22 protein-coding genes and 1 tRNA gene are annotated in these 21,957 nt (G+C 68.0%); 7 read left to right on the top strand and 16 right to left on the bottom strand.

Features of this window, described 5'->3' with window-relative positions:
• Positions 1-12 precede the first annotated feature (12 nt).
• Positions 13-375, top strand: coding sequence for a hypothetical protein (locus tag RHCRD62_RS19515; protein ID WP_050066413.1), 363 nt, complete (start codon positions 13-15; stop codon positions 373-375).
• A gap of 61 nt (positions 376-436) precedes the next feature.
• Here RHCRD62_RS19515 and RHCRD62_RS19510 read toward each other — a convergent pair.
• The 3 genes from RHCRD62_RS19510 to RHCRD62_RS19500 all read right to left on the bottom strand — a co-directional run bounded on the left by RHCRD62_RS19510 (position 437) and on the right by RHCRD62_RS19500 (position 1,542).
• A tRNA-Thr gene (locus RHCRD62_RS19510) sits at positions 437-508 on the bottom strand.
• 16 nt (positions 509-524) lie between these two features.
• A complete protein-coding gene (locus RHCRD62_RS19505) occupies positions 525-1,133 on the bottom strand; it encodes a YdeI/OmpD-associated family protein (protein WP_050066412.1) in 609 nt (202 codons plus the stop codon).
• A 1-nt stretch (position 1,134) separates the two neighbouring features.
• A complete protein-coding gene (locus RHCRD62_RS19500) occupies positions 1,135-1,542 on the bottom strand; it encodes a VOC family protein (RefSeq protein ID WP_050066411.1) in 408 nt (135 codons plus the stop codon).
• Between the two features lie 94 nt (positions 1,543-1,636).
• On the opposite strand from RHCRD62_RS19500, the gene RHCRD62_RS19495 reads away from it, so the two are divergent.
• The 3 genes from RHCRD62_RS19495 to RHCRD62_RS19485 all read left to right on the top strand — a co-directional run bounded on the left by RHCRD62_RS19495 (position 1,637) and on the right by RHCRD62_RS19485 (position 4,473).
• Complete coding sequence (locus RHCRD62_RS19495) at positions 1,637-2,578, top strand: helix-turn-helix transcriptional regulator (protein ID WP_050066410.1); 942 nt, start codon at positions 1,637-1,639, stop codon at positions 2,576-2,578.
• Positions 2,579-2,647: 69 nt separating this feature from the next.
• On the top strand, positions 2,648-3,022 hold the full coding sequence (locus RHCRD62_RS19490) for a nuclear transport factor 2 family protein (protein WP_050066409.1): 375 nt from the start codon (positions 2,648-2,650) through the stop codon (positions 3,020-3,022).
• Positions 3,022-4,473 (top strand): threonine/serine exporter family protein, encoded by a 1,452-nt coding sequence (locus RHCRD62_RS19485; protein WP_050066408.1) that lies wholly within the window; start codon positions 3,022-3,024, stop codon positions 4,471-4,473. The genes RHCRD62_RS19490 and RHCRD62_RS19485 overlap by 1 nt, the downstream gene beginning before the upstream one ends.
• A 33-nt stretch (positions 4,474-4,506) precedes the next feature.
• Here the strand turns inward: RHCRD62_RS19485 and RHCRD62_RS19480 are convergent, their stop codons facing one another.
• From RHCRD62_RS19480 to RHCRD62_RS19470, 3 genes are all read right to left on the bottom strand, one after another.
• Entirely contained in the window at positions 4,507-4,740 is a 234-nt protein-coding gene (locus tag RHCRD62_RS19480) for an MbtH family protein (protein ID WP_050066407.1), read from the bottom strand.
• The gene (locus tag RHCRD62_RS19475; RefSeq protein ID WP_050066406.1) at positions 4,737-6,122 is read right to left on the bottom strand and encodes a lysine N(6)-hydroxylase/L-ornithine N(5)-oxygenase family protein; all 1,386 of its coding nucleotides are present in this window, start codon (positions 6,120-6,122) and stop codon (positions 4,737-4,739) included. Before RHCRD62_RS19475 ends, RHCRD62_RS19480 begins: the two co-directional genes overlap by 4 nt.
• 120 nt (positions 6,123-6,242) lie before the next feature.
• The gene (locus RHCRD62_RS19470; protein ID WP_050066405.1) at positions 6,243-7,043 is read right to left on the bottom strand and encodes an alpha/beta fold hydrolase; all 801 of its coding nucleotides are present in this window, start codon (positions 7,041-7,043) and stop codon (positions 6,243-6,245) included.
• 165 nt (positions 7,044-7,208) lie between these two features.
• Here RHCRD62_RS19470 and RHCRD62_RS19465 point away from each other — a divergent pair, with 165 nt between their 5' ends.
• On the top strand, positions 7,209-8,129 hold the full coding sequence (locus RHCRD62_RS19465) for a tyrosine-protein phosphatase (RefSeq protein WP_050066404.1): 921 nt from the start codon (positions 7,209-7,211) through the stop codon (positions 8,127-8,129).
• Here the strand turns inward: RHCRD62_RS19465 and RHCRD62_RS19460 are convergent.
• Positions 8,122-9,891, bottom strand: a complete 1,770-nt coding sequence (locus RHCRD62_RS19460; protein WP_050066403.1) for an ABC transporter ATP-binding protein — start codon at positions 9,889-9,891, stop codon at positions 8,122-8,124. The genes RHCRD62_RS19465 and RHCRD62_RS19460 overlap by 8 nt on opposite strands.
• Positions 9,888-11,606: an ABC transporter ATP-binding protein gene (locus RHCRD62_RS19455; protein ID WP_050066402.1), complete on the bottom strand. Its 1,719-nt coding sequence runs from the start codon at positions 11,604-11,606 to the stop codon at positions 9,888-9,890. The genes RHCRD62_RS19460 and RHCRD62_RS19455 overlap by 4 nt, the downstream gene beginning before the upstream one ends.
• Before the next feature lie 134 nt (positions 11,607-11,740).
• Between RHCRD62_RS19455 and RHCRD62_RS26105 the strand changes: the two genes are divergently transcribed.
• Together RHCRD62_RS26105 and RHCRD62_RS19450 are read left to right on the top strand one after the other, a co-directional pair.
• On the top strand, positions 11,741-11,917 hold the full coding sequence (locus tag RHCRD62_RS26105) for a hypothetical protein (RefSeq protein WP_171018563.1): 177 nt from the start codon (positions 11,741-11,743) through the stop codon (positions 11,915-11,917).
• A 48-nt stretch (positions 11,918-11,965) separates the two neighbouring features.
• A complete protein-coding gene (locus tag RHCRD62_RS19450) occupies positions 11,966-13,426 on the top strand; it encodes an alpha,alpha-trehalose-phosphate synthase (UDP-forming) (protein ID WP_050066401.1) in 1,461 nt (486 codons plus the stop codon).
• A 74-nt stretch (positions 13,427-13,500) separates the two neighbouring features.
• On the opposite strand, the gene RHCRD62_RS19445 is transcribed toward RHCRD62_RS19450, so the two are convergent.
• From RHCRD62_RS19445 to RHCRD62_RS19410, 8 genes are read right to left on the bottom strand one after another with little or no spacing between them, the layout of a single operon-like run.
• Complete coding sequence (locus tag RHCRD62_RS19445) at positions 13,501-14,049, bottom strand: h domain protein (RefSeq protein ID WP_253277393.1); 549 nt, start codon at positions 14,047-14,049, stop codon at positions 13,501-13,503.
• Between the two features lie 11 nt (positions 14,050-14,060).
• Positions 14,061-14,822: a flagellar basal body-associated FliL family protein gene (locus tag RHCRD62_RS26485; protein ID WP_253277392.1), complete on the bottom strand. Its 762-nt coding sequence runs from the start codon at positions 14,820-14,822 to the stop codon at positions 14,061-14,063.
• Complete coding sequence (locus RHCRD62_RS19435) at positions 14,789-16,207, bottom strand: MCE family protein (protein WP_050066400.1); 1,419 nt, start codon at positions 16,205-16,207, stop codon at positions 14,789-14,791. Before RHCRD62_RS19435 ends, RHCRD62_RS26485 begins: the two co-directional genes overlap by 34 nt.
• Positions 16,204-17,433, bottom strand: coding sequence for an MCE family protein (locus tag RHCRD62_RS19430; protein WP_050066399.1), 1,230 nt, complete (start codon positions 17,431-17,433; stop codon positions 16,204-16,206). The genes RHCRD62_RS19435 and RHCRD62_RS19430 overlap by 4 nt, the downstream gene beginning before the upstream one ends.
• A complete protein-coding gene (locus tag RHCRD62_RS19425) occupies positions 17,430-18,695 on the bottom strand; it encodes an MCE family protein (protein WP_050066665.1) in 1,266 nt (421 codons plus the stop codon). The genes RHCRD62_RS19430 and RHCRD62_RS19425 overlap by 4 nt, the downstream gene beginning before the upstream one ends.
• A gap of 8 nt (positions 18,696-18,703) precedes the next feature.
• On the bottom strand, positions 18,704-19,756 hold the full coding sequence (locus RHCRD62_RS19420) for an MCE family protein (protein ID WP_050066398.1): 1,053 nt from the start codon (positions 19,754-19,756) through the stop codon (positions 18,704-18,706).
• Complete coding sequence (locus RHCRD62_RS19415; RefSeq protein ID WP_050066397.1) at positions 19,753-20,778, bottom strand: MCE family protein; 1,026 nt, start codon at positions 20,776-20,778, stop codon at positions 19,753-19,755. The genes RHCRD62_RS19420 and RHCRD62_RS19415 overlap by 4 nt, the downstream gene beginning before the upstream one ends.
• Positions 20,778-21,956 (bottom strand): MCE family protein, encoded by a 1,179-nt coding sequence (locus tag RHCRD62_RS19410; protein ID WP_050066396.1) that lies wholly within the window; start codon positions 21,954-21,956, stop codon positions 20,778-20,780. Before RHCRD62_RS19410 ends, RHCRD62_RS19415 begins: the two co-directional genes overlap by 1 nt.
• Position 21,957: the final 1 nt, after the last annotated feature.

Genomic DNA, 21,957 nt, shown 5'->3' with positions numbered 1-21,957 from the left:
CAGATACCGATCATGAAGCGCATCATGTTCGCCGCACTCGCGGCCGCGTCCGTGTCCCTGCTCGCCGGCTGCGGATCCGACTCCGGCTCGACCGACTCCGCACCCGAGACCACAGCGGCAACGCAGTCCGACGCCGACGCCCTGGCCGCCCCCGCCACGACCGGCGACATCTACACCGACACCTGCAACAGCGTCACGGCCTACCTGAAGACCCTCGAGGAATCGGGCCTGAGCGAGGGCGACCGCGCGCCGCAGGCCGTGGTGGACGAATTCCTCGCCGTCGCGGAAGCCGAGCCGGACTGGGCCAACCAGTCCGACCAGGACAAGGCCGACTTCGAGCGCGGCCTCAAGGCCGCCGTCGCCGGCAGCTGCTGAGCACCACCCTTCGACACGAAAACGGCCCTGAACTGCTGATGAGCAGTTCAGGGCCGGACGGAGCCCCCTGTCGGGATTGAACCGACGACCTTTCGCTTACAAGGCGAGTGCTCTACCACTGAGCTAAGGAGGCGCGTGAAGCGCGCCCATCATATCCGGGTGCCCGTACGCGTTCGCACACCGGCGCCCGGGTGGTTTGCCCGGACGCCGACCGCCGCGAGTTCCACAGTCCGCGCGACGCGGCGTTGCCGTGTCTCCGGCTTCTTCGCCGTGACGATCCATTCGAGGATCAACCGCCTCGACGACGGCGGAAATGCCTCGAAGTGCGCGCGGGCAGTGTCGTTGCACCGCAATGCATCCCACAGGTCATCCGGTAGCGCAGACGCATCGCCGGGTACGGCCTGCCAGGTGCCCGCGGCCTTGGCCGCGTCGATCAGCGCCTGGCCGGTCGCGGTCATCTGCCCCTGCGCGATCATGCGCTGCGCCCGCTCGCGGTTCACCTCACTCCACGAACTCCGCGGGCGACGCGGCGTGAAGCGGAGCCGCGAACTGTGGTCGGTGTGCTTACGGTGCAGCCCGTCGATCCAGCCGAAGCACAGAGCCTGTTCGATTGCCTCGTGGTAGCGCGGACTCGGTGCGGCGCTGTCCTTGTGTTCGATGACGAGCCAGATCTCACTCTCGGACTGCCCGTACCGGGTCAGCCAGTCGCGCCATTGCGCCACGTCCACCGGCGCGAAGGTGGTCTCGACCGCATGCATCTCACGCCTCCCCGAGTACGTCGAGGTAGTGCTGGTTGTGCATGACCCCGAGGATGTTGCCGAACGGGTCGACGACGGATGCGGTGACGAATCCCGGTCCGCGTTCGAGGGGCTTGTCGTGAACCGTCGCACCGAGGGCGAGCAGTCGCTCGAAGGCGGCATCGATGTCGTCGACGTGCCAGTACGTGACCTGACCTGCGGGCTGCTCGGTGCGGGAGTGCGGCGCGAACCGGGCGTCGACGATGCCGAGTTCGTGTTGGAAGTCGCCGATGCGGAACTCGACGTACGCGGTGCGCCCGTCGACCTCGCGAGCGAAGTAGGCAGGGATGCCGAGCACCTCGGTGTACCAGTCGCGGGCGGCCGCGACGTCGTCGGCGTAGAAGCTGACGGTGGTGAGTCCTCGCAACATCGGTGGTTCCTTTCCTCGTTGGCCAACCTGTCGAGATTCATCCTCGGCGTCAAAGTGCTCACCAATTGAGCACTTTTTCTGGGAACCTCGAATCATGCGCGCAGACCGCCTCGTCGCCACCCTCCTGCTGATGCAGTCGCGTGGTCGCGTCACCGCCGCCGAGGTCGCCGTCGAGCTCGAGGTGTCCTTGGCCACCGCCCGTCGCGACCTCGAAGCACTGTCCGCGGCAGGGATCCCCGTTTACCCGCAGTCCGGCCGCGGCGGCGGGTGGTCCCTGGTCGGCGGGGCCCGCACCGACCTGTCCGGCCTGTCGGCCGCCGAGGCCCAGGCTCTGTTCCTGCTCGTCGGACCGGCCGCAGCGGTCTCCCCGGAGGCCAAGTCCGCACTGCGCAAGCTGGTCCGGGCGCTGCCGAAGACGTTCCGCGCCGACGCCGAGGCGGCCGCGGACGCCGTGATGATCGACCCGACTCGGTGGGGCGAACGCGAACGTCACCGACCGGACGTGGTCGCCCTGCTGCAGTCCGCGGTGGTCCGCAGACGACAGGTCCGGCTGGTGTACGTGGGCGGCAAGCACGAGCGCAGCGAACGCCTCGTCGCACCCTGGGGTCTCGTGGACAAGGACGACACCTGGTACCTGATCGCCGGAACCGACCGTGGCAGAAGAACTTTCCGCGTGGACCGGATCGTCGAGGCCGAGGCCACCGACGATCCCGCCGACCGCCCCGACGACTTCGAACTCGCCGCAGCCTGGGACGACGTGGTCGGGTCGATGGAAGAACGCCGGTCGACCACGTGGGCGACCGTGTTGATCGAGACCCGCTTCTTACCGATCCTGCGCGACCACTTCGGCAGGCACTGCCACGACGACGGCGCATCGGACGACGGCCGCACCCGGGTCCGCCTCGCCGCGCCGACCCCACTCGACATCGCGCGCAACCTCGCAGGCTGGGGCGCGCAGGTCGAGGTGCTCCACCCGGAGTCGGTGCGAGAAGAGTTGGCGCGCATCGGCACCGAACTCGCCGATCGCTACACCTGACCCGACCCGACCCCGTGTCGGCCGGGAGACCGCGCGCCCCGGCCGCCCGGAAACGATAGCGTGGCAACCATGAGCACATCCGAGATCGCCACGGTCCTCGCGTGGCACGACGCGTTGAACTCCTCCGACCTCGACACCCTGCTCGCGCTGTCCAGCGACGACATCGAAGTCGCCGATCCGGACGGAGCCGGGCAGGGGATCAACGCCCTGCGCGAGTGGGCATCGACCGCGGGGCTCACGCTCGTCCCCGGCCGCATGTTCGTGCACGAGGGCGTCGTGGTCGTCGAGGAGCAGCGGACGGTCGCGGTCCGGCCCGACGAGTCCACCACGACCGCAGCGGCGTTCCGTGTGGTGCACGACCGGGTGACGTCGGTGTTCCTCCACAAGGATCTCGCGTCGGCGTTCGACGCGACCGACCTGACGGAAGAAGACGCGGTGTCCTGATGGCCTGGTGGCAATCGGCCGTCACCACTCTGGGAAAGCTTGTCGGCGAACGCGCGGTCGTCGACGAGCCGGTCGCCGCGCCCACCCCGCTCCAACCGATCGACCTCACCGAGGACGCCCGGGTCGCCCAGGTGCTCGACCTCGCGGTGCGTTCCGGCGAGGTTCTGCTCGCGGCGGGAACGTCCGCGGTGGACACCGCCGCACAGGTCCAGTTCGTCGCCGCCACCTACGGACTGGCCCGCTGCGACGTCGACGTCACGTACAACTCGATCCGCGTCAGCGCCTACCGCGGACCGACGATGCCGCCCGCGACGAGCATGCGGATCGTCCACTACCGATCACTCGACTTCACCCGCCTCGCCGCCGTCGACAAGCTGACCCGGCAACTGCGCACCGAGGCGATCGACCCGGTGATCGCGCTTGCCGAGATCAGTGCCATCACGCACTCTCCGCACCCGTACAACCGCTGGGTCGCCACCATCGCCTGGTCCGGGATGGCCGCGTCCGTCGCCGTCCTACTCGGCGGCGGCGTCCTCGTCGCGCTCGTCAGCCTGCTGACCACGGCGGTCATCTACCTGGTGAACCTGACCCTCAACCGGTTCGGTCTCCCCTACTTCTTCCAGCAGGTCGTCGGCGGCTTCATCGCAGCCACCCCGGCGGGGATCCTGTACGCGCTGCGGGAGCCGCTGGCCCTCGACGTGAAACCGTCACTGGTCATTGCCGCGGGGTTGACGGTGCTGCTGTCCGGGCTCGCGCTGGTCGGTTCCGTCCAGGACGCGATCACCGGTGCCCCGGTGACGGGTGTGGCCCGGTTTTTCGAGGTCCTCATGCTCACCGGCGGCATGATCGCCGGCGTCGCGCTGTCCCTGCGCATCGCCGCGGCGTTGGGGACACCGCTTCCGCTCACCGTGCCGAGCCAGTTCTCGACGAGCCTGACGGAACTCCCGGTGCAGGTCGTGGCGGGCGCGGCCACAGCGCTGTTCTTCGCGCTCGCCTGTTACGCCGAGCGGCGCGCCGTCGTGGTCGCCGCACTCAGCGGTGCCGCGGGCATCCTCGTGCTCAACCTCGGTCTCGCCATGTCCATCGGGCCGGTGGTCGGTACCGCGATCGCCGCGACCGTGGTCGGTTTCGTCGGCGGCCTGCTGGCCCGCCGTGCCCTGACCCCGCCGTTGGTGATCGCGGTGTCAGGGATTACACCCCTGCTGCCCGGCCTGTCGCTGTACCGCGGGCTGTACGCACTGCTCAACGACGAGCTGCTGCTCGGTATCAGCGGCATGATGTCGGCGTTCGGCATCGGCGTCGCGCTCGCCGCGGGAGTGACACTCGGTGAATGGGGAGCGCGGACGGTGCGACGCCCCCGGATGCTGCGCAAAACAGAAGCGCTCCGGTACCCGTTCCTGCAACGAATGCAGAACGGGCCCGGAGCGCGCAATCTGTGGTTCCGGCGGTAACGCGGCGGGTGGGCCGCTTCGCCGAAAGGCTAACTAGCCGTTACCGGCAGCCTTGTCCTTCTCCATGGCCTCGCGGAGGCTCTTCGGCCGCATGTCGGTCCAGTTCTTCTCCACGTACTCGACGCATGCCTGCCGGCTTTCCTCGCCGAACACGACACGCCAGCCCTGTGGGACCTCCGAGAACGTGGGCCAGAGCGAGTGCTGGTCCTCGTCGTTGACGAGCACATAGAAGCGACCGTCTTCGTCGTCAAAGGGATTCGTGCTCATTTGGCCTCGCTTGTCGCAAACTCGTTCGAAGTGCTGTCCACCACTGTGGAGGCCTCGACCCTACCAAGATCGAGACGTGCTGATCGATTTACCACGAGGGAATTCAGAATCTCTCCCGCACGCACCGCGACATTAGACAACAGCGACGCGGTCAGCCCGTGCGTTTTCTCGGTTCCGCCCTGGAGATAGATGCCGGCGCGCACGTCGTCCGGCGTCTGGAGGCGATAGTCGCGGGCCACTTCGGTGACCTGATCGCCCGTCGGCGCGAGGTCGCCGAGCAGCTCGCTCAGCGGCGCAGGCGAGAAGCCGGTGGCGAGCACCAACGCATCGCAGACGAGAGTGTCGGTGAGACCGTCCAGGTTGCTGCGGACGGAGACCTCGATGCCGTCCTCGCCCTCCTGAGCGGAGACGATTTCCGACGCGCGGTGCATGAAGAGCCGCCGCTTGCCACGCACGAGCTCCTGGTACTCCGTCGTGTACAGCTCGTTGATCAGATCGATGTCGACGACGGAGTAGTTCGTGCCCTTGTGAACCGCCAGCAACCGCTCCCGCTCCTGAGGGCAGGCGGCATGGAACTCGTCGACCGTGGACGGGTCGAAGATCCTGTTGGCGTACGGGCTGTCGTCGGCCGGGCTGTATCCGTATCGGGTGAAGACGCTGTGCACCTCGGCGTCCGGGTAGTGCCGGTGCAGGTACTGCACGACCTCGGCCGCGCTCTGACCCGCGCCGAGCACCGCGAAGCGCTGGTGCCGAATCTCCGGCAGCTTCTCGATGTGGAACAGGAACTGGTGGTTGTGGAAGCAGCGGGCCGACGGCGCAGCCCAGTCCGGGCGCCGCTCACGCAGACCCGCCCCGACCGCGACGTTGCGCGCCCGCAGGGTCTCCCCGTTCGCGGTCGTGATCGCGAACTCGTCGACGGTTCCCTCGTCGGTCCGCAGCCCGGCGACGTCGGTCACCGCCGCGCCGAACCGGACGTCGGCGTCGACGCGCCCGGCCGCCCACTGCAGGTAGTCGTTGAACTCGTGCCTGCTCGGATAGAACGTCTGGTGGTTGACGAAGTCGACGAGCCTGCCCTTCGCGTGGAGGTACGCGAAGAAGCTGTACGTGCTGGTCGGATTCCGGAAGGTCACCAGGTCCTTCGGGAACGCGATCTGCATGGTCGCACCGTCGAGAAGCATGCCGGGATGCCAGACGAAGTGGTCCTGCCGTTCGAGGAAGACGGCGCGCACGCTGTCCTCGGGGGCGCAGGTGGCGTTGTGTTCCTCGATCGCGATGGCGAGCGCCAGATTCGACGGACCGAAACCGATCCCGACGATGTCGAGCACGTCGGAGGCATCCGACGCTCGAACAACGTCACCTCGGTCGCGTGGGGTCGAGTCCATGGCAGTCGTCCATCCTCGCCGTGCTGCGCGGCGGTCCGAGTTTCCGCAGCCCACAATCGAGCCGGGCCGATTAATAGCGCAGCCTACCCTAAGGAACGACGACTTCCGCGACCCCGGTCGTCAGCCCTTGAGGAAGTCGAGGACGACCGAGTTCACCGCCTCCGGGCGCTCGAGGTAGCCGTAGTGCCCGCAGTCCGCCAGCTCGACGTACTGAGCACCCGGAATCGCCTTCGCGACCTCGGCAGCGAGATGCGGCGGAACGAGGCGGTCGTCGGCGAAACCGATCGCCAGGCAGGGCACCGTCATCTTCGCGTACGCAGGCAGCCGGTCTCCGAAGTCGTCGAGGTTCTGCTGCGCACGGACTCCCGGCGAGGTCTCACCCTTGGAGAACGCGAAGATGTCGAGCCAGTCCTGGGCGGCCATCGGATCGACAAGCGACGCGGGCGACAGGTTGAGCACCGCAGTGATCGCCGCGCGGTACGAGGTGGGCAGCGTGACACCCTGCCGGTCGAGTTCGCGCTCACCCTCGGACAGGAACTTCTGCAACGTGTCCCGACGACCGTGGGACGCGAGGAACACCGCCTTGCGCACCAGTTCCGGCCGGGTGAGCGCGAGTTCCTGGGCGACGCGCGCACCGAGTGACGTACCGACGACGTGGGCGGGCCCCCCGAGGTGCTCGATCAGCGCCGCCGTGTCGGCGACCATGTCCTCGACGGTGAATCCGCCTGCGCACTCGTCCGTCGGGGCGATGCCGCGATTGTCGAAGGTGCACACCCGGTAGCCGGCTGCAACGAGCGCCGGAACCTGATGCAGGTCCCACACACGCCCGGGACTGCCTGTGCCCATGATCAGCACTACGAGGTCACCTGAGCCCTTGACCTGGTAATTCAGCTGAATCCCATTGATCGTGGCGAGCGGCATGTACGGACCTTTCCTGCGGGGATGACGACCCAGCCACGCTACCCTGCCCGCCGGACACGCCACCGCGAGACAGCGACGCGCAGCCGAGTACCCCGGTTCGGGCCTCGCAGAGCCCCGAACGCTTGTAGCCTCGCCCCCGACCTCCCCCGGCGCACGAGGAGCACCATGAGTTCACCCGCTTCGGTCCGCAGGCGTTCGCGCGCAGTGTGCGTCGCGTTGGCCACCGCCGTCACGATGCTGCCCGCGCTGTCCGGCACCGCGATGGCGTCGGCACAGTCGAGCTTCGACTGGAGCGACCTGAACTCGGCGTCCGCCGGTTTCGGGTCGTCCGGCGAGCAGCCCGCCCTGCCCGAGATTCCGCCGCCGTCGGCGGCCGCGATCCGACTCGAGGGCGCACGCAATTTCCGTGACGTCGGCGGATACCGGACCGAGGACGGCAGGACCGTCCGGACGGGCCTCGTGTACCGCGCCAACAAGCTCAGTTCCCTCACCGACGCCGATCTGGCGAAACTGACCGCCGCGAACCTCACCCTCGACGTCGACCTGCGCAACGCCTCCGAGCGCAGTGAGGAACCGGATCGGATCCCCGAGGGCGTTCGCTACCAGGTCGCCGACGTCGTCGGCATCGGGAACGGCATCGGATTCCACGAGTTCGTCCCGCTGACGCTGGGCCGCGCGCTGGTCGACGCGGCGGTCAGCGGCTCCTCCGACATCGGTCAGACCGTCGGCTACCCGTTCATGGTCAACTTCACCGGATCCGACGTCGCCTTCCACGACCTGATCACCGCGATCGCGACGAACCCCGACGGCGCGACCGTCTACCACTGCAGCGCGGGCAAGGACCGTACCGGCTGGGGCACCGCGATCCTGCTGACCATCCTCGGTGTCCCCCGCGACCTGATCAGCGCCGACTTCATGGCGTCGAACACCTATCTCGGACGCGACGACGCGGTCGAGCTGTCGTGGCTGAACGCCGCGTTCGCCCAGGTGGACCGCCTGTACGGCGGCATGGACGCCTACGTGCGCGACGGCCTCGACATCGACCAGGCGACGATCGACGCCCTGCGCGCGAAGCTGCTCACCTGACGGACCACGCCGTCCACAGCCGCGCGTAACGTCCCTGTGCCGCAACGAGTTCGGCGTGCGTCCCGGACTCCACGACGACGCCGTCGTCGAGCACCAGCACCCGGTCGGCGGACGCCGCCTGCGTGAGCCGGTGCGCGACGACGAGGGTCGTGCGTCCGCGGGTGGCGGCGTCGGCCGCCGCCTCGAGGTCGCGCGCGCCTGCGCTACCCGCCTCCGCGGTCGCCTCGTCGAGGATCGCGACCGGCGGATCGGCGAGCACCAGACGGGCCAGCGCCAACTGCTGGGCCTGCGCGGCGGTGAGCACGTGCCCGCCCTCGCCGACGACGGTGTCCACTCCCGATTCGAGTGCTCGCACCCAGCCGTCGGCACCGACCGTGGCCAGTGCCGCCTCCGCGTCGAGTGCCGTCGCCGTCGGCCGTGCCAACCGCAGGTCCTCGATCAGCGGGCCGGCGAACACGTGCACCTCCTGGCTGACGATCACCACCTGCTCGCGGAGTCGGTCGCCGAGTTCCGGTAGCGCGACCCCACCGATGGTCACCTGTCCGGCGGTCGGGACGAGAGAGCCCGCCGCGAGCGCCGCGACCGTCGACTTGCCCGCACCCGTCGCTCCGACCAGCGCCACCCGCTCCCCCGGCGCCAGGCGAAGGTCGACGCCGCGTACGGCGTCGCGGTCGTCGTCGTAGCTGAAGGTGACCCCGTTCAGCCGCAGTTCCGCGGAGGCAGGCGTCGCATCCGCGACGGAGGCGGTGGGCGCAGGCAGATCGACAACCCCGACGAGCCGGGCCAGTGAGGCGCCCGCCGACTGCACCTCGTCAAACGTGAACAGGAGCATGCCGATCGGATTGAACAGTCGGTGGAACAGCAGCGCGGCCGCCGTGGCGGCGCCGACGGTGACGTGACCGTCACGGACGAGGACGAATCCGACGACGAGGATCACCGACAGTCCGATGAACTCGGCGCGGTTCCCGCGCCCAGCGAGTCGTGTGAACAGGGAGAACACGGCGATCGCCAGGTCGCGCGCCCGTCCCGACGCGCGGTCGATCTCGGCCAGGTGCCGCTCCTCGAGCCCGTAGGCGCGCACGGTGCGGGCCCCGGTCATGCTCGAGACCAGCGCCTGTGCCCGCTCGCCCATCGCGACCCTCTCCGCCGCGAAGATCGGCCCCGACCTCGGCAGATACCAGCGCAGTGCCAGCGCGTACATCGGCAACGCGACGGCGCCCGCCAGTCCGAGACGCCAGTCCAGACCGGTCATCGCGGCCAGACTCACCACCACCAGCAACACCGCCGAGACCAGGTTCGGGACGACGTCGGCGACGGCCTTGCCGATCACCGAGACGTCGTCCCCGACGCGGGAGAGCAGATCACCCTTGCCTGCGCGCTCGACGGTCGCGACCGGCAGTGTCAGCGCACGTTCGACGGTGGCTTCGCGCAACCCGGCCAGCATGGTTTCGCCGAGGCTGCTGATCAGTACCGACGTCCATCCGGCGAGCACTCCGCCGATGATCGCGGCGACGGTGATGACGGCGATCACCCCGACGATCACGGACGCGTCCGCCTCGTCCCGCACGGCGTCCACGAGCAGCCCGAACACGTAGATCGGCACCAGCGCGGCGGCGGCACCGACGGTCCCCACCAGCAAGGTCAGGGCGGTGCGCCCGCGACGACGGGCGAGTTCGCCGCGCAGCCATGTCCAGCAACGGCGGGCCGCTGCGATCGGCAGCAGGAATCCCGACCCGGGCGACGACTCGGTGGGCGCGGTCATCGCAGCACCGCCTTCCGGTACGACTCGTCCGCGGCGACCAGCTCCGCATGCTCGCCCTCGGCGACGACGGTGCCGTCGTCGATCACGAGGACCCGATCGGCGGCCGCGAGCAGGGCCGGGCTCGACGTGATCAGGACGGTGGTGTGCGCGCGATCGGTGTCGCCGTGCCGCAGGTCCGCGATGCCGTCGGCGATGGACTGCTCGGTGACCGCGTCGACCGCGGTCGTCGGGTCGTGCAGGACGAGCAGCGGCGTCCCGGCGAGCAGGGCTCGCGCCAGCGCGACGCGTTGCCGCTGGCCGCCGGACAGGCTGGCACCGCGGTCGGTGATCTCCATGTCCAACCCGTCGGCGTTCGCGTCGGCGACGTCGACCGCGGCCGACGCCACCAGGGCACGCCACACGGTGTCCGTGTCGGCATCGACCAGCCCGGCCGTGACATTCGATCCGACCGTGCCCGCGAACAGGTCGGTGTGATGCGGCTCGACGAGCAGGGCGCGCCGAGCGTGGACGGGCTCGATGTCGGACAGCGGTACGCCACCGACGGTGACGCTGCCGCTGTACTCCGCGGCGGGAACGTGCCCGGACAGCAGGTGCGCGAGCGCCTCGGCGTCCTCGGGACGGTGTGCGAGCACCCCGAGCAGCTCGCCCGGCCTGGCCCGCATGCTCAGTCCGTCGAGCGAGCGGAAGCCGACGTCGACGAGGTCCAGGTCGGTGCCGTCGGGCAACGGACGGTCACCTGCCGGGACCAGCGGCTCCGCGTCGAGGAGCAGCGCGAGCCGGTTCGCGGATGCCCGGGAGACCGCGACGAACCCGGGTAGCCGTGACAGCGTGCCGAGCGGCTCGATGACGAACTGGGCGAGGCCGACCACGGTGATCAGCTCGCCGACGCCCAGGTGACCTTCGAGGGCGAGCCAGCCCGCGAGCCCGGCGACACCGACGGCAAGGAGCCCGCTGACGGTGACCGACGCGCCGGTGAAGGCGCCGGTCGCCCGTGCGGCGTGCAGGGTGGCGTCCAGCGCCTCCCTGCTCGCGTCGCGGTACCTGTCGGCTGCTCGCCGTTCCGCGCCGAGACCGCGGAGCGGCCTGAGCCCGGCAACGAGATCGGTGGCGACCGCCGCCGCCCGCGCGGTCGTCTCCTGCTGCGCCGTGACGCGGCGCGTGACCAGCGGCGCGGCGAGCTGCATCACCCCGAGGACGATCGGAGTGCCAACCAGCACGGCGAGCCCCAATGGGACGTTGATCACCAGCAGGGCAACGGCCGACGCCGTCAGCGCGGTCAGCGCGGCCGCGGCGCGGGGCACGATGTCGAGAATCCACGCCTCGCGTTCGGCGTCCGACGTGGCGACGGTCAGGAGTTCACCGGCACGCATGTCCGTCCGGACACCGCGAGGGTCGAGGATGCGGCCCGCGACCTCGACGCGCAGTAGGTGCGCCTCCAGCTCCATCGCGCCGACGAGGAGTCGCGCACCGTACCGCCACGCCGCCGTGAGCACGAGAAACAGCGCCGCGAGTGCACCGATGGACCACACCAGCGCGGACGTCGAACTCGGTGTGATCGCCTTCGCGACAATGAGGCCGATCGCGATCGGCACCATCGTCTCGGCCAGTTGGTGCACCGAGACGAGCACGATTCCTGCAGACAGCCGGGCCCGATGCCTCCGGATGGTGCGCCACAGAATCGCGCCGCCGCCGGCACGTCCGGGTGGGTTGGTCATCTTCTCCCGATCGCAGTGAAGTCACTGGAACCTTAAACCTGCGGGAACTGGACCAGCAGGGTCCGGGTCTCCTAGAGTCGCGGGCAGAAATCACGGCTGCGCGTCGCGCGGCTTCCCCTTGGAGGAACGCCACTATGGCAACGAAGACCACCGACACCGAAAACGACATCCCGGACGAGGAACTCGAACCGGTCGCCGACGAAACCGCCCGGCAGGCGCAGCGCGTCGTCGCGGCGTATGCAGCCGATGCCGACGAATGCCGCATGCTGCTGTCTATGCTCGGTATCGGCCCCTCGGCCAAGATCGACTAGTTCGCCGCCCTACCGGCAACGGCAGCTCGGCCAAGAAAAAGGACCACAGTGGGCTCAGCTACTTCGGAATTCGTCGTCGTCGCCAACAGGCTGCCCGTCGATCTGGAGAAGTTGCCCGACGGGAGCACCCGCTGGAAGCGCAGCCCGGGCGGACTGGTCACCGCCCTCGAACCCATCCTCCGCGGTAACAGCGGGGCATGGGTGGGCTGGCCCGGTGTTCCGGACACCGACCTCGATCCGATCGAGCTCGACGGCATCGAGATGCATCCGGTCGCGCTCAGCGCGAAGGAAGTTGCCGACTACTACGAGGGCTTCTCGAACGCGACCCTGTGGCCGCTGTACCACGACGTGATCGTGCGACCCGAATACCGCCGTGAGTGGTGGAACGCGTACGTCGAGGTCAACCGCCGATTTGCGGAGGCGACCGCGGAGACCGCCGCCGAGGGCGCGACGGTCTGGATCCAGGACTACCAACTCCAGTTGGTGCCGAAGATGCTGCGGATGCTGCGTCCCGACCTCACCATCGGGTTCTTCCTGCACATCCCCTTCCCGCCGGTCGAGTTGTTCATGCAGATGCCGTGGCGGACCGAGATCGTCGAGGGCCTGCTCGGCTCCGACCTGATCGGGTTCCACCTGCCCGGCGGCGCGGAGAACTTCCTGTTCCTGGCCCGCAAACTGCTCGGCCATCAGACCTCGCGCGGCACCGTCGGTGTGCGCTCGAGGCTCGGTGTCGTGCAGGTCGGGTTCCGTACCGTCCGCGTCGGCGCGTTTCCGATCTCGATCGCGTCGGGTGAACTCGACGCGGCGGCCCGCCAGAAGGCGATCCGGGACCGTGCCCGACAGATCCGCAAGGAACTCGGCAACCCGAAGAAGATCATGCTCGGTGTCGACCGCCTCGACTACACGAAGGGCATCGACGTCCGACTCGACGCACTGCACGAACTGATCGCCGAGAACCGCGTCGATCCGGCGGAGACCGTGATGGTGCAGTTGGCGACGCCGAGCCGTGAGCGGGTCGAGTCCTATGTGCAGATGCGGGGCGAGATCGAGATGACGGTCAGCCGCATCAACGGGGAGTACGCCGAGGTCGGCCGCCCGGTGGTGCACTACATTCACCGGCCGATCCCCCGCAGCGAGCTGATCGCGTTCTTCGTCGCCGCCGACGTGATGCTGGTGACGCCTCTGCGGGACGGCATGAATCTCGTCGCCAAGGAGTACGTCGCGTGTCGCGGCGATCTCGGCGGCGCGCTCGTCCTCAGCGAATTCACCGGCGCCGCAGCCGAACTCCGTCAGGCATACCTGTGCAATCCGCACGACCTCGAGGACGTCAAGGACAAGATGGAAGCGGCGCTGACCCAGGGCGTCGAGGACGGACGCAGGCACATGCGCGCCCTGCGCAGGCAGGTGCTGGCCCACGATGTCGACCGCTGGGCGAAGGCGTTCCTGACCGCCCTGTCGCGAGACTCGGTGGCCGGCCATTCGCTCATGTCCTCGGACCCCGCCGAGTGAGCGAATCCCGGTGAAGCCCAACGACAACGGGCCCTCGGATCATTCCGAGGGCCCGTTGTCGTCTGCGTGAGTGGCTACACCGGGGTGAGTCGTCCGGTCAGCCAGCGATCGCCGTCCTTGTGCATCTCCATCCGCACCCGGCTGCCGGTGGTGGCGGCATCGGGGACGTCCGCAGTGGTGGTCACCTGGTTGACGAAGAGCAGCACGACGGCGTCGTCCGGGGTGGCGGAGACGATCGACTCCGCCTGCACGGTGGCCTGCACCGTGAGCTTGCGTTCTTTCGCGCCCGGCGCGATGGTCTCCTCGACCAGCTTCGTGTACTCCTCACGGAAGTCACCGGTGAGTCCGTCCGCGGCCGCCGCCAACTGCTGGTCGACATCGTTGTAGTTGTACGACAGCATGGCTGCGGCCTGCGTGCTCGCGGCCGCGACCGCGTCGGTTCGGGCCTGCTCCGACGCCCTGTCGTCGAGATAGCCCTTCCCGAGGATGACGACGGCCACCGTGAGTGCCACGATCACCACTGCCGCCACCGCAGCCAGAACCTTGCCTGCAGCACCAGATTTCGCGCCCTTGGGAGTTGCACCTTCATTCGGGGTGTCGCCGGACACGGTCTCTTCACTCATGACGTCTCCGCTCATGGCACGAACTCCACCTTCGAAGCCGTCTTCGTTCCGCCGTCGTCGGTCACGGTCACCCGCATGCGGAAGTCGCGCGGCCCGTTCTGCGCACCGTCCGGGGTACTGACGTCGGCGCGAGCCGCGACGAGCACCTTGGCGGTGTTTCCGTCCTCGCTCTCGATTCCCGACTCGAGGATCTTGCCGACGGTGGTGACGCCTGCTTCCTTCACGACGCTGACGAACGGGTCTTCCCTGCCGTCGAACTCGGCCTTGAACTCGCCGCTCGCTCCGGCGAGGATCCGCTCGACGTCCTCCTTGGCCGTATCGGGCTTGATCGTGGTCAGGTTGATGACCGTGTCCTGCGCCGTCGTCACGAACTCGGCTCGCTGCGCGTCGCGGTCGTTGGCGGCACTGCGCTCGACGAGGAGCCACCCGGTGACGCCGGCGAGGGCGAGCACGAGGACACCGGCGACGATCGATGCGACGAGGCCGCGAGATGATCGCGCCGGGCCTGCAGTGGCCTCCGACGACTCGTCCTCGACGGCCTCCTCCGCCGCGGAGACATCCGGCGCGGCAGCTGCGACGGCAGGGCTGTCGGGAACCACCTCGTCCTGGTCGCCCGCCGCAGGACCCGAGTCCCCGACGGCCGCATCAGCGGGAGCGGGCGTTGCCGACGCGGGCACCTGTTCCGGCGGCCCCGCGGATCGACTGGCTCGTCTCCGTGCGGCCGGCTTCGTATCGGGCGTCAGCCCTGCTGACGTGTCATCATCGTCTGCCACGTCGTGTCCTCTCTTGCTTTTCCTCCCGACGCCAGCGCGGGCTGGGCGTACAGGCGGCCGTCGGGCCCGACGTACTTACCGGTTGTCGGGTCGTACGGGCGCGCAGTGGCGGGCACCCCCGAGGCTCCGGTGTAGGACGCCGGAGCGGTCGTGTACGAGGGTACAGACGGATCCTGAACGGGCCCGTTCGGCGGGTTGTTGCCCTGTGCAACGTATCCCGCTTCGCTGCGGCACTCCTCGACCGTGCCCGCGCGCTTGCCGGGGAACTCCATGCACGGGTAGTTCCTGGCGCCGCGGACCGCGGACGGGTCGTCGGGCGCCGTCCTGCAGAAGATGTTCGGCGGCGTGTCCGGGATGGACACCTCGTTGCCGGGCCGCCACTGGTCGGGCGGCAGGAAGCCGGTGGTGCACGGCGGCGGGTCGTTGACCGACAGGTGGAAGTTGACGATGGCGCCTTCTTCCTCCGGCCCCGCCAGCGCCGCAGTCATCAGCCCCGTGGTCAACGGCGGGTAGAGGACGAGCACCTGCTCGATGCTCTTGTTGTAGATCACGCCGACCTCGCCCACGCTGACCAGATTGGCCAGCAGAACCGGAAGGGTGGGCTGAAGTTCCTGGAACAGTTCGGTGGCTTCGGCCGCCGCCTCCGGGCCCTTGTCGAGCAGGCTGCGGATCTGCGGGTCGCTGGCCCGGAGCTGATTGCTGAACGTCACCAGATCCTTGGTCCACGACCGGATCTCGTCGCTCGTGACCACCTGGGTGTCTAGCAGCGCGCCTGCCTGGTCGATGAGGGTCTTGGTCGCGTCGACGTTGGCGTTGGCCTCCTGCACGAACAGTCGCGCGGAGTCGATCAGCTGCTGCAGGTCCGGTCCCGCACCGTTGAACGCCTTGAACGACTCGTCGACCACCGTCCGCAACTGGGTGTTCGAGATGCTCTTGACGAGGGCGTCGGCCTGGTCGAGCATCGCCCCGACGTCCTGCGGCGTCGACGTCCGATCCAACGGGATCACGTCGCCGTCGCTGAGGTACGGCTCGGAGTCGGTGCGCGGGATCAGGTCCACATACTGCTCACCGATCGCGGAGACACTCTTGACCACCGCGTCCACGTCCGCCGGAATGTCGTAGCCGTTGTCGACGGAGATGTTCGCGTCCACCCCGTCCTCGGTGAGCACCACCTCGTCGACCTTGCCGACATTGGTACCTCGGAAAGCGACGTTGGCGTGCGGGTAGAGCCCGCCGGTCGAATCCAGTTCGACGGTGACGCCGAACTGTCCGATCCCGAACAGTGCGGGCAGCTTCACGTATTGGGTGGCCATGACGACCAGTCCGACCACGGTGAGGATCGAGAAGATCACCAACTGGGTGCGAACGAACTTGGTGAGCATCATGGCGTCGGCGCTCCTAGCTGAGGCAGGCCGGGAATCTGGATCTGCGGCAAACCGGGAATCATTGGGGTCGCGGGCTTCGGTTCGGCCTGGACCGGGTCGGGACTCCGCGGCGCGGGCGTTGCGAGTGGGTTCTCGGCCTGACCCGCGGTCCCCGCGAACGCGCCGAGGGCACCCTCGACACCGGCCAGCCGGGTACCCGCATTCGTTCCACCGAGGAAGTTCGTGTCGAGCCGAGCGTTGGTCAGGTCGATCATCATCATCAGGTTCGCGTAGTCGCCACGGAACACCTGATCCATGTTCTTCATCGTGAACGGGAAGGTGAGCATCAGCGACAGCACGTCGGTCAGCGCGTTACCAGTGCTGGCCAACTGGGTGAGAATCGGCACGAGCGACGCCAGATTCGACTCCAGGTCGTCGCCGCTCTCGTTGATGACGCGGGTGGCGGTTGTGCTGAAGTTCCCCAGTGCGACAAGGGCGTTGGTGAGGTTCTGCCGCTCCCCGACCAGCACCTCGAGTGCGGGCGGGATCCCTTCCAGTGCTGCGTTGAGCGTCTCGGTCTGCGCGTTGACGGTGCTCGCGAGCCGGTCGATGCCTTCCATCGCGGAGATGATCTCACCGCGCTGGGCGTCGAGGCTCCCGACCAGCTGGTCGAGCTGCGGAAGCAGGTCGCGGATCGACTCCTCGCGACCACCCAGCGCGGCATTCAGTTCACGGGTGATGTCGTTGATCTGCGCCAGGCCACCGCCGTTGAGCACGACCGACAGCGAGGACAGGGTCTGCTCGGTGGTCGGGTACGCACCGGCGCGGTCGATCGGAATGACGGTGCCGTCCTCGAGCGTGCCTTCCGGCGCGATCCCCGGCGGCGGAGCCAACTCCAGGTGCTGCGAACCGAGGAGGCTCGTCTGGCCGATCTTCGCGGTGGCGTTTGCAGGCAACTCGACGCCGGGGTTGATCGACACCGTCACCAGGGCGTGCCATCCGTCCAGTTCGATGTCCGTGACGGTTCCGACCGTCACGTCGTTCACCCGGACCGGTGAATTCTGCGACAGCGTGGTCACGTTCGGCATCTCGATCTGGACGGTGTACGCGCCGTCCTCGCCACCCTCGGTGCCGGGCAACGGAACCGAGTTGAGTCCGTCCCACTCACAGCCGGTCAGGGCCAGCGTCAGCGCCGTCGCCGTCGCGATCACCGCGACCGACCGGCGGGTTCGCCTGCGCGCGATCATCGTCCCCCTCCCGGGTTGAGCAGTGCGCCGAGATCCTTGGGCACGTCGATGGTGGGCATGTCGGCGAGCGGGCCTCGCGCCGTCGCGGTGCGGGTCGGAACCTCACCGGCCAGGCTCGGCGGCGAGTACACGATCTGGTCGGGCGTGGCGCTCGCCCCGATCGCCGGATTCGTCAGGAAGCCGGGATAGTTCATCGCGACCGAGTTCAGCACCGGCCCGAGGTACTGCGCGCAGAGGTCGGCGCTGCGATCCGAGTCGTTGGTTTCGAGACCCTCGATCATGCCGCAGATCATGTTGATCGGATTACCCGCGTTGGTTGCCGCGATCGCACCGTTGAGCGATCCGTGCCGCGGGCTGTAGATGTTGTTGAAGTTCGCCAGCGCGTTCGGTGCCACGTGCAACACCTGCTCCAACTGGGGGCGCTTCTCGACGAGAGTCGTGGTCACGTCGGCGAGTCGACCCACCTGCTCGTTGAGCGCGTCACCGTTCTCCGAGACGAAGCGCTGCACGTCGCCCATCGCGACATCGAGGTCGGTGAGTGCGGTACCCAGTTCGTCGCTGGTGTCGGCGAGGAGCGACGACACGGAGGCGAGCCGGCCACCGAACTGCACGATCTGCTCGTTGCTCGCGGACAGCGCCGAGACGAACGCCTGGAGGTTCCGAATGGTGCCGAACAGGTCGGTACGCCCGTCGGAGAGGAGCTTCATCGTGTCGGACACCTCACGCAACGTGTTGCGCAGCGCGTCGCCGTTGCCGTCGAGATTCGCACCCGCGGTATCGATGAAACGGCCGAGCGAGCCCTGATCCGCGGACCCCTGCGGTCCGAGCTCGTCGGACAACCGGGCCAGCTCCGTCTTGATCTCGTCCCACTCCACCGGAACGGCTGTGCGTTCCACGGGAATCTCGGCGCCGTCGCTCATCGCGTCGCCGCCGTCGTAGACGGGAGTCAGCTGGATGAAGCGCGCCGCGACGAGGCTGGGAGCCACGATCACGGCCTTCGCATCGGCCGGGATGTCGACGGAACGGTCGACGTTCATCACCACGGTCGCGCCGGTGCCGTTGGGGTCGATGCTCTCGATCGAGCCGACCTTCACGCCGAGAACGCGGACGTCATCGCCTGCGTAAAGTCCCGTGGTGGAAGGGAATTCGGCGGTGATGGTGGTCTTGCCGACTCCCGGGAAGAAGAACAGCACACCCGCAACGATCGCCGCGACCACGGCGACGACTCCGCCGCCGATAAGCCACTTCTTGTTCGAGTTCATCTGGGCGCTCACCGGTTCGGGTCCTTGAGCTCGGCCTTGAGAGGGGGAAACTGCTGGAGGTCCTGCGGCACGTGCTCGGGCCACACCAGCTGATCGACGAGCGTCTGCGACACCGCGCCGAGCTGGAAGTTCGCGACATACGCCATGAAGAACGGACCGCTGCTGACGGCCTCGCCGAGCGCGGTGGCGTACGGGGCGAGCCCGTCGAGTCCGCGACTGATGTTGTCCTTGTTGCGCTGCAGGATCTCGACGGTCGAGTTGAGCTGGTCGAGTGTCGGCTTCATCTGCTCCTCGTTGTCCTGGACCAGCCCGGTCAGCTGGCGGGACACCGCCGAGACGTTCGTGATGAGCTCACTGATCGCGTTGCGGCGGCGATCCAGTTCGCCGAGCAGCTGGTTGCCGTCGACGACGAGCGAGTTGATCTGGTCGCTGCGCTCGGCCAGGATGCCCGTCACGCTCTCGGCCCGCTTCAGCAGGTCCTCGAGCGATTCGTCGCGTGCGTTGATGCTCGCGGACAGCCGGCTGGCACCGTCGAGCGCCGCCCGCAGTTCCGGCGGCGTGTCCGCGAGGGTGTCGGATGCCGCGTTCAATGCGTCGTTGAGCTGCTGGGTGTCCAGATCCGACACCGACGTCGTCAAGTCACCGAGGGCGTCGTTGAGCGAGTACGGAGAGTTGGTGCGGTCCAACGGGATCGCACTGCCGACAGGCATGACCTCCGATCCATCGGGGGTCACCTCCAGAGACTTGCGACCGAGGATGGTGTTGGTCTTGATGTCGGCGCGGGTGCTGTCCCCGAGCTGGATGTTCTCGTCCATCGCGAAGGTGACCTGCACGTCGGTGCCGTCCAGTTCGACCTTCTCCACCTTGCCGACGTTGACGCCCGCGACGGTGACGTAGTCACCTGTGAGCAGGCCGCCCGCGTCCTCGAAGTACGCCTGGTAGCGGACACCGCCCGCGATGAAGGGCAGCCGGTCGTACTGGAGACCGGCCAAAATGAGTGCGACTGCGACAACGAGGCCGATGACGCCGATCTGCACGGGATTCCGTTCGGGCTTGCTCATCGGAATGCACACCTCCCTGTCGTCTGCGTCGGGGTCGTCGGCAGTTCCACGTGCATTTCCTTGCCGTCGGGGCCGCTGAACTTGAACTTCACCGAGCATGTGTAGAACTGGAACATGCTGCCGTACGCGCCCGTTCGGATCAGCGTGCGGTAGGCCTCGGGCAGGCGCTCGAGCACCCAGTCGATCTGGTCCTGACCGTCGACGAGCTGGGTTGCCACCTTGTTCGCCTCGGCGATCGTGGCCTGCAGGTCGGGCCGCACACCTTGCAGCAGCGACGCGAGATCACCTGTAGCGGTCGCGATCTCGGGAATCGCGGCGCCGATCGGATCCTTGTCCTGCGCGAGGCCGCTGACCAGCTGCTGCAACTGGTCGATCGTCGTGGAGAACTGCTCACCGCTGTTGTCGATCGTGGTCAGCGTCGTGTTCAGGTTGTTGATGACGTCGCCGATCAGCTGATCCCGGTCGGCGAGCGACGAGGTGAACGAGCTGGTGTTCCCGAGCAGGGAGACCAGCGTCCCGCCCTGACCCTGCAGCACCTGGAGCAGCGAACCGGTCAGGTCGTTGACCTGATCGGCGCTCAGCCCCTTCAGCAGCGGCTTGAAGCCGCCGAGCAGAAGGTCGAGATCGAGCGCGGGTGACGTCTGCGACTCCGGGAGGGTGCCGCCTGCGGCGAGGGTGTCGGACGAACCCTCCCCCTCGAGCAGCTCCAGATACCGGTCTCCGACGAGGTTCTCGTACCGAACCGTCGCCCGCGTGTTCTGCAGCAGCGAGTACTTGGAGTCGACGTCGAAGCTGACCTCGGCGAGGTTGTCGCCGCCGACCTCGACACTGCCGACCGTGCCGACCGGAACACCTGCGATGCGCACCTTGTCACCGGACTTCAGCCCGGAGGCGCTGGTGAATTCCGCGTGGTACCCGTCGCTGGAGCTGAACCGGACTTGACTGAACACCACGGCAAGACCGGCGAAGATCACTGCCATCACCGTGGCGAAGGCCAGCAGCTTGATCGTGGTCGGCCGCATCAGTTCCCTCCCTGCGGTGCGACGCCTGCATACAGCCACTGGAACAGCTTCGGCACGTTGAACGACGCCTCCGTGCTCGGCTGGTAGGGCACCGTCCCGGTATCGGCGACGACGAACGGCGCATGTCCGTCCTTCTTCGGGTCGAAGTTGGGCAGGCCCCAGCAGTTCGGGCCACCAGTGGCATTCACCTTGGGCAGGTCCTTCGGGTACGTGTACGGCTCCGCGCCCGGAAGGAAGCTGGCGCTCAACGCGACGCCGGGCTGATTACCACCCATGATCCGCTCCGCGATCGGGCGAACGTCGTTCAGACCCACGATCAGGCACGCGACGCTCGGCGAGTACTCCGCCAACAGGGACGTCGTCGGGACGAGCAGCGACAGCGACTCGGTCAGGTTCGCCTCGTTCTCGGTGACCACCTGATTCGCGGTGTTCGCGAGTCCGGTCACGTTCATCAGCAGCGCGTTCAAGTTGTCCTGCTCCTCGACGATGGTGCCGCTGGTGGCGGTCGCGTTGTCCAGCAGCGTCATCAGATCGGGGGTGACGTCGGCGAAGGTGTTGGTCACCGTGGCCGCCGCCGCAAGATCCTGCTGCAGCTGCGGGAGCGTCGGATTCATCGTCTTCAGGTACGAGTCGGTCTCGGCGAGCAACTCGCCGAGTTCGTCACCGCGCCCATTGAGTGCCGACGAGATCGCGCCGAGAGTGGCGTTGAGCTTTTCCGGCTCGATCTGCTGCAGCAGTGTCGACAGATTCTGGAACAGCGTGTTGAACTCGACGGTCACCGAGGTGGCCGCGATGTCCGTGCCGGGCGCCAGCGACTGCGACGACGGCTTCTCCGGCACCACGAAGTTCACGTACTTCGCGCCGAACACGGTGGTGGACTTGATCTCCACCGTCGAGTTCGACGGAATCAGGTGCATCTGGGACGGATCCATGTCGAGGTGCAGGACGGCCTGGCCGTCGACCTCGTCGATGGATCCGACCCGGCCCACCTCGACGCCGCGCAGCTTGACCTTCGCCTGCGGGTCCATCACCAGACCCGCACGGTCCGCGGTGACGGTGACGGGCTCGGAGTCCTTGAAGGTGCCCGCGAACAGGGTCAGTGCAAAAGCGACGACAGCGACGAGGCTGCCGACGAGGAGCAGCGCCGCGAGCTTCTTCTTCCATGTGGAATCGGTCATC

It is taken from the genome of Rhodococcus sp. RD6.2, assembly GCF_001040705.1.
GTDB lineage: Bacteria > Actinomycetota > Actinomycetes > Mycobacteriales > Mycobacteriaceae > Rhodococcus_G.
The sequence above is the reverse complement of the archived record's forward strand: the minus strand, read 5'-3'. Positions and strand labels throughout refer to the sequence as shown.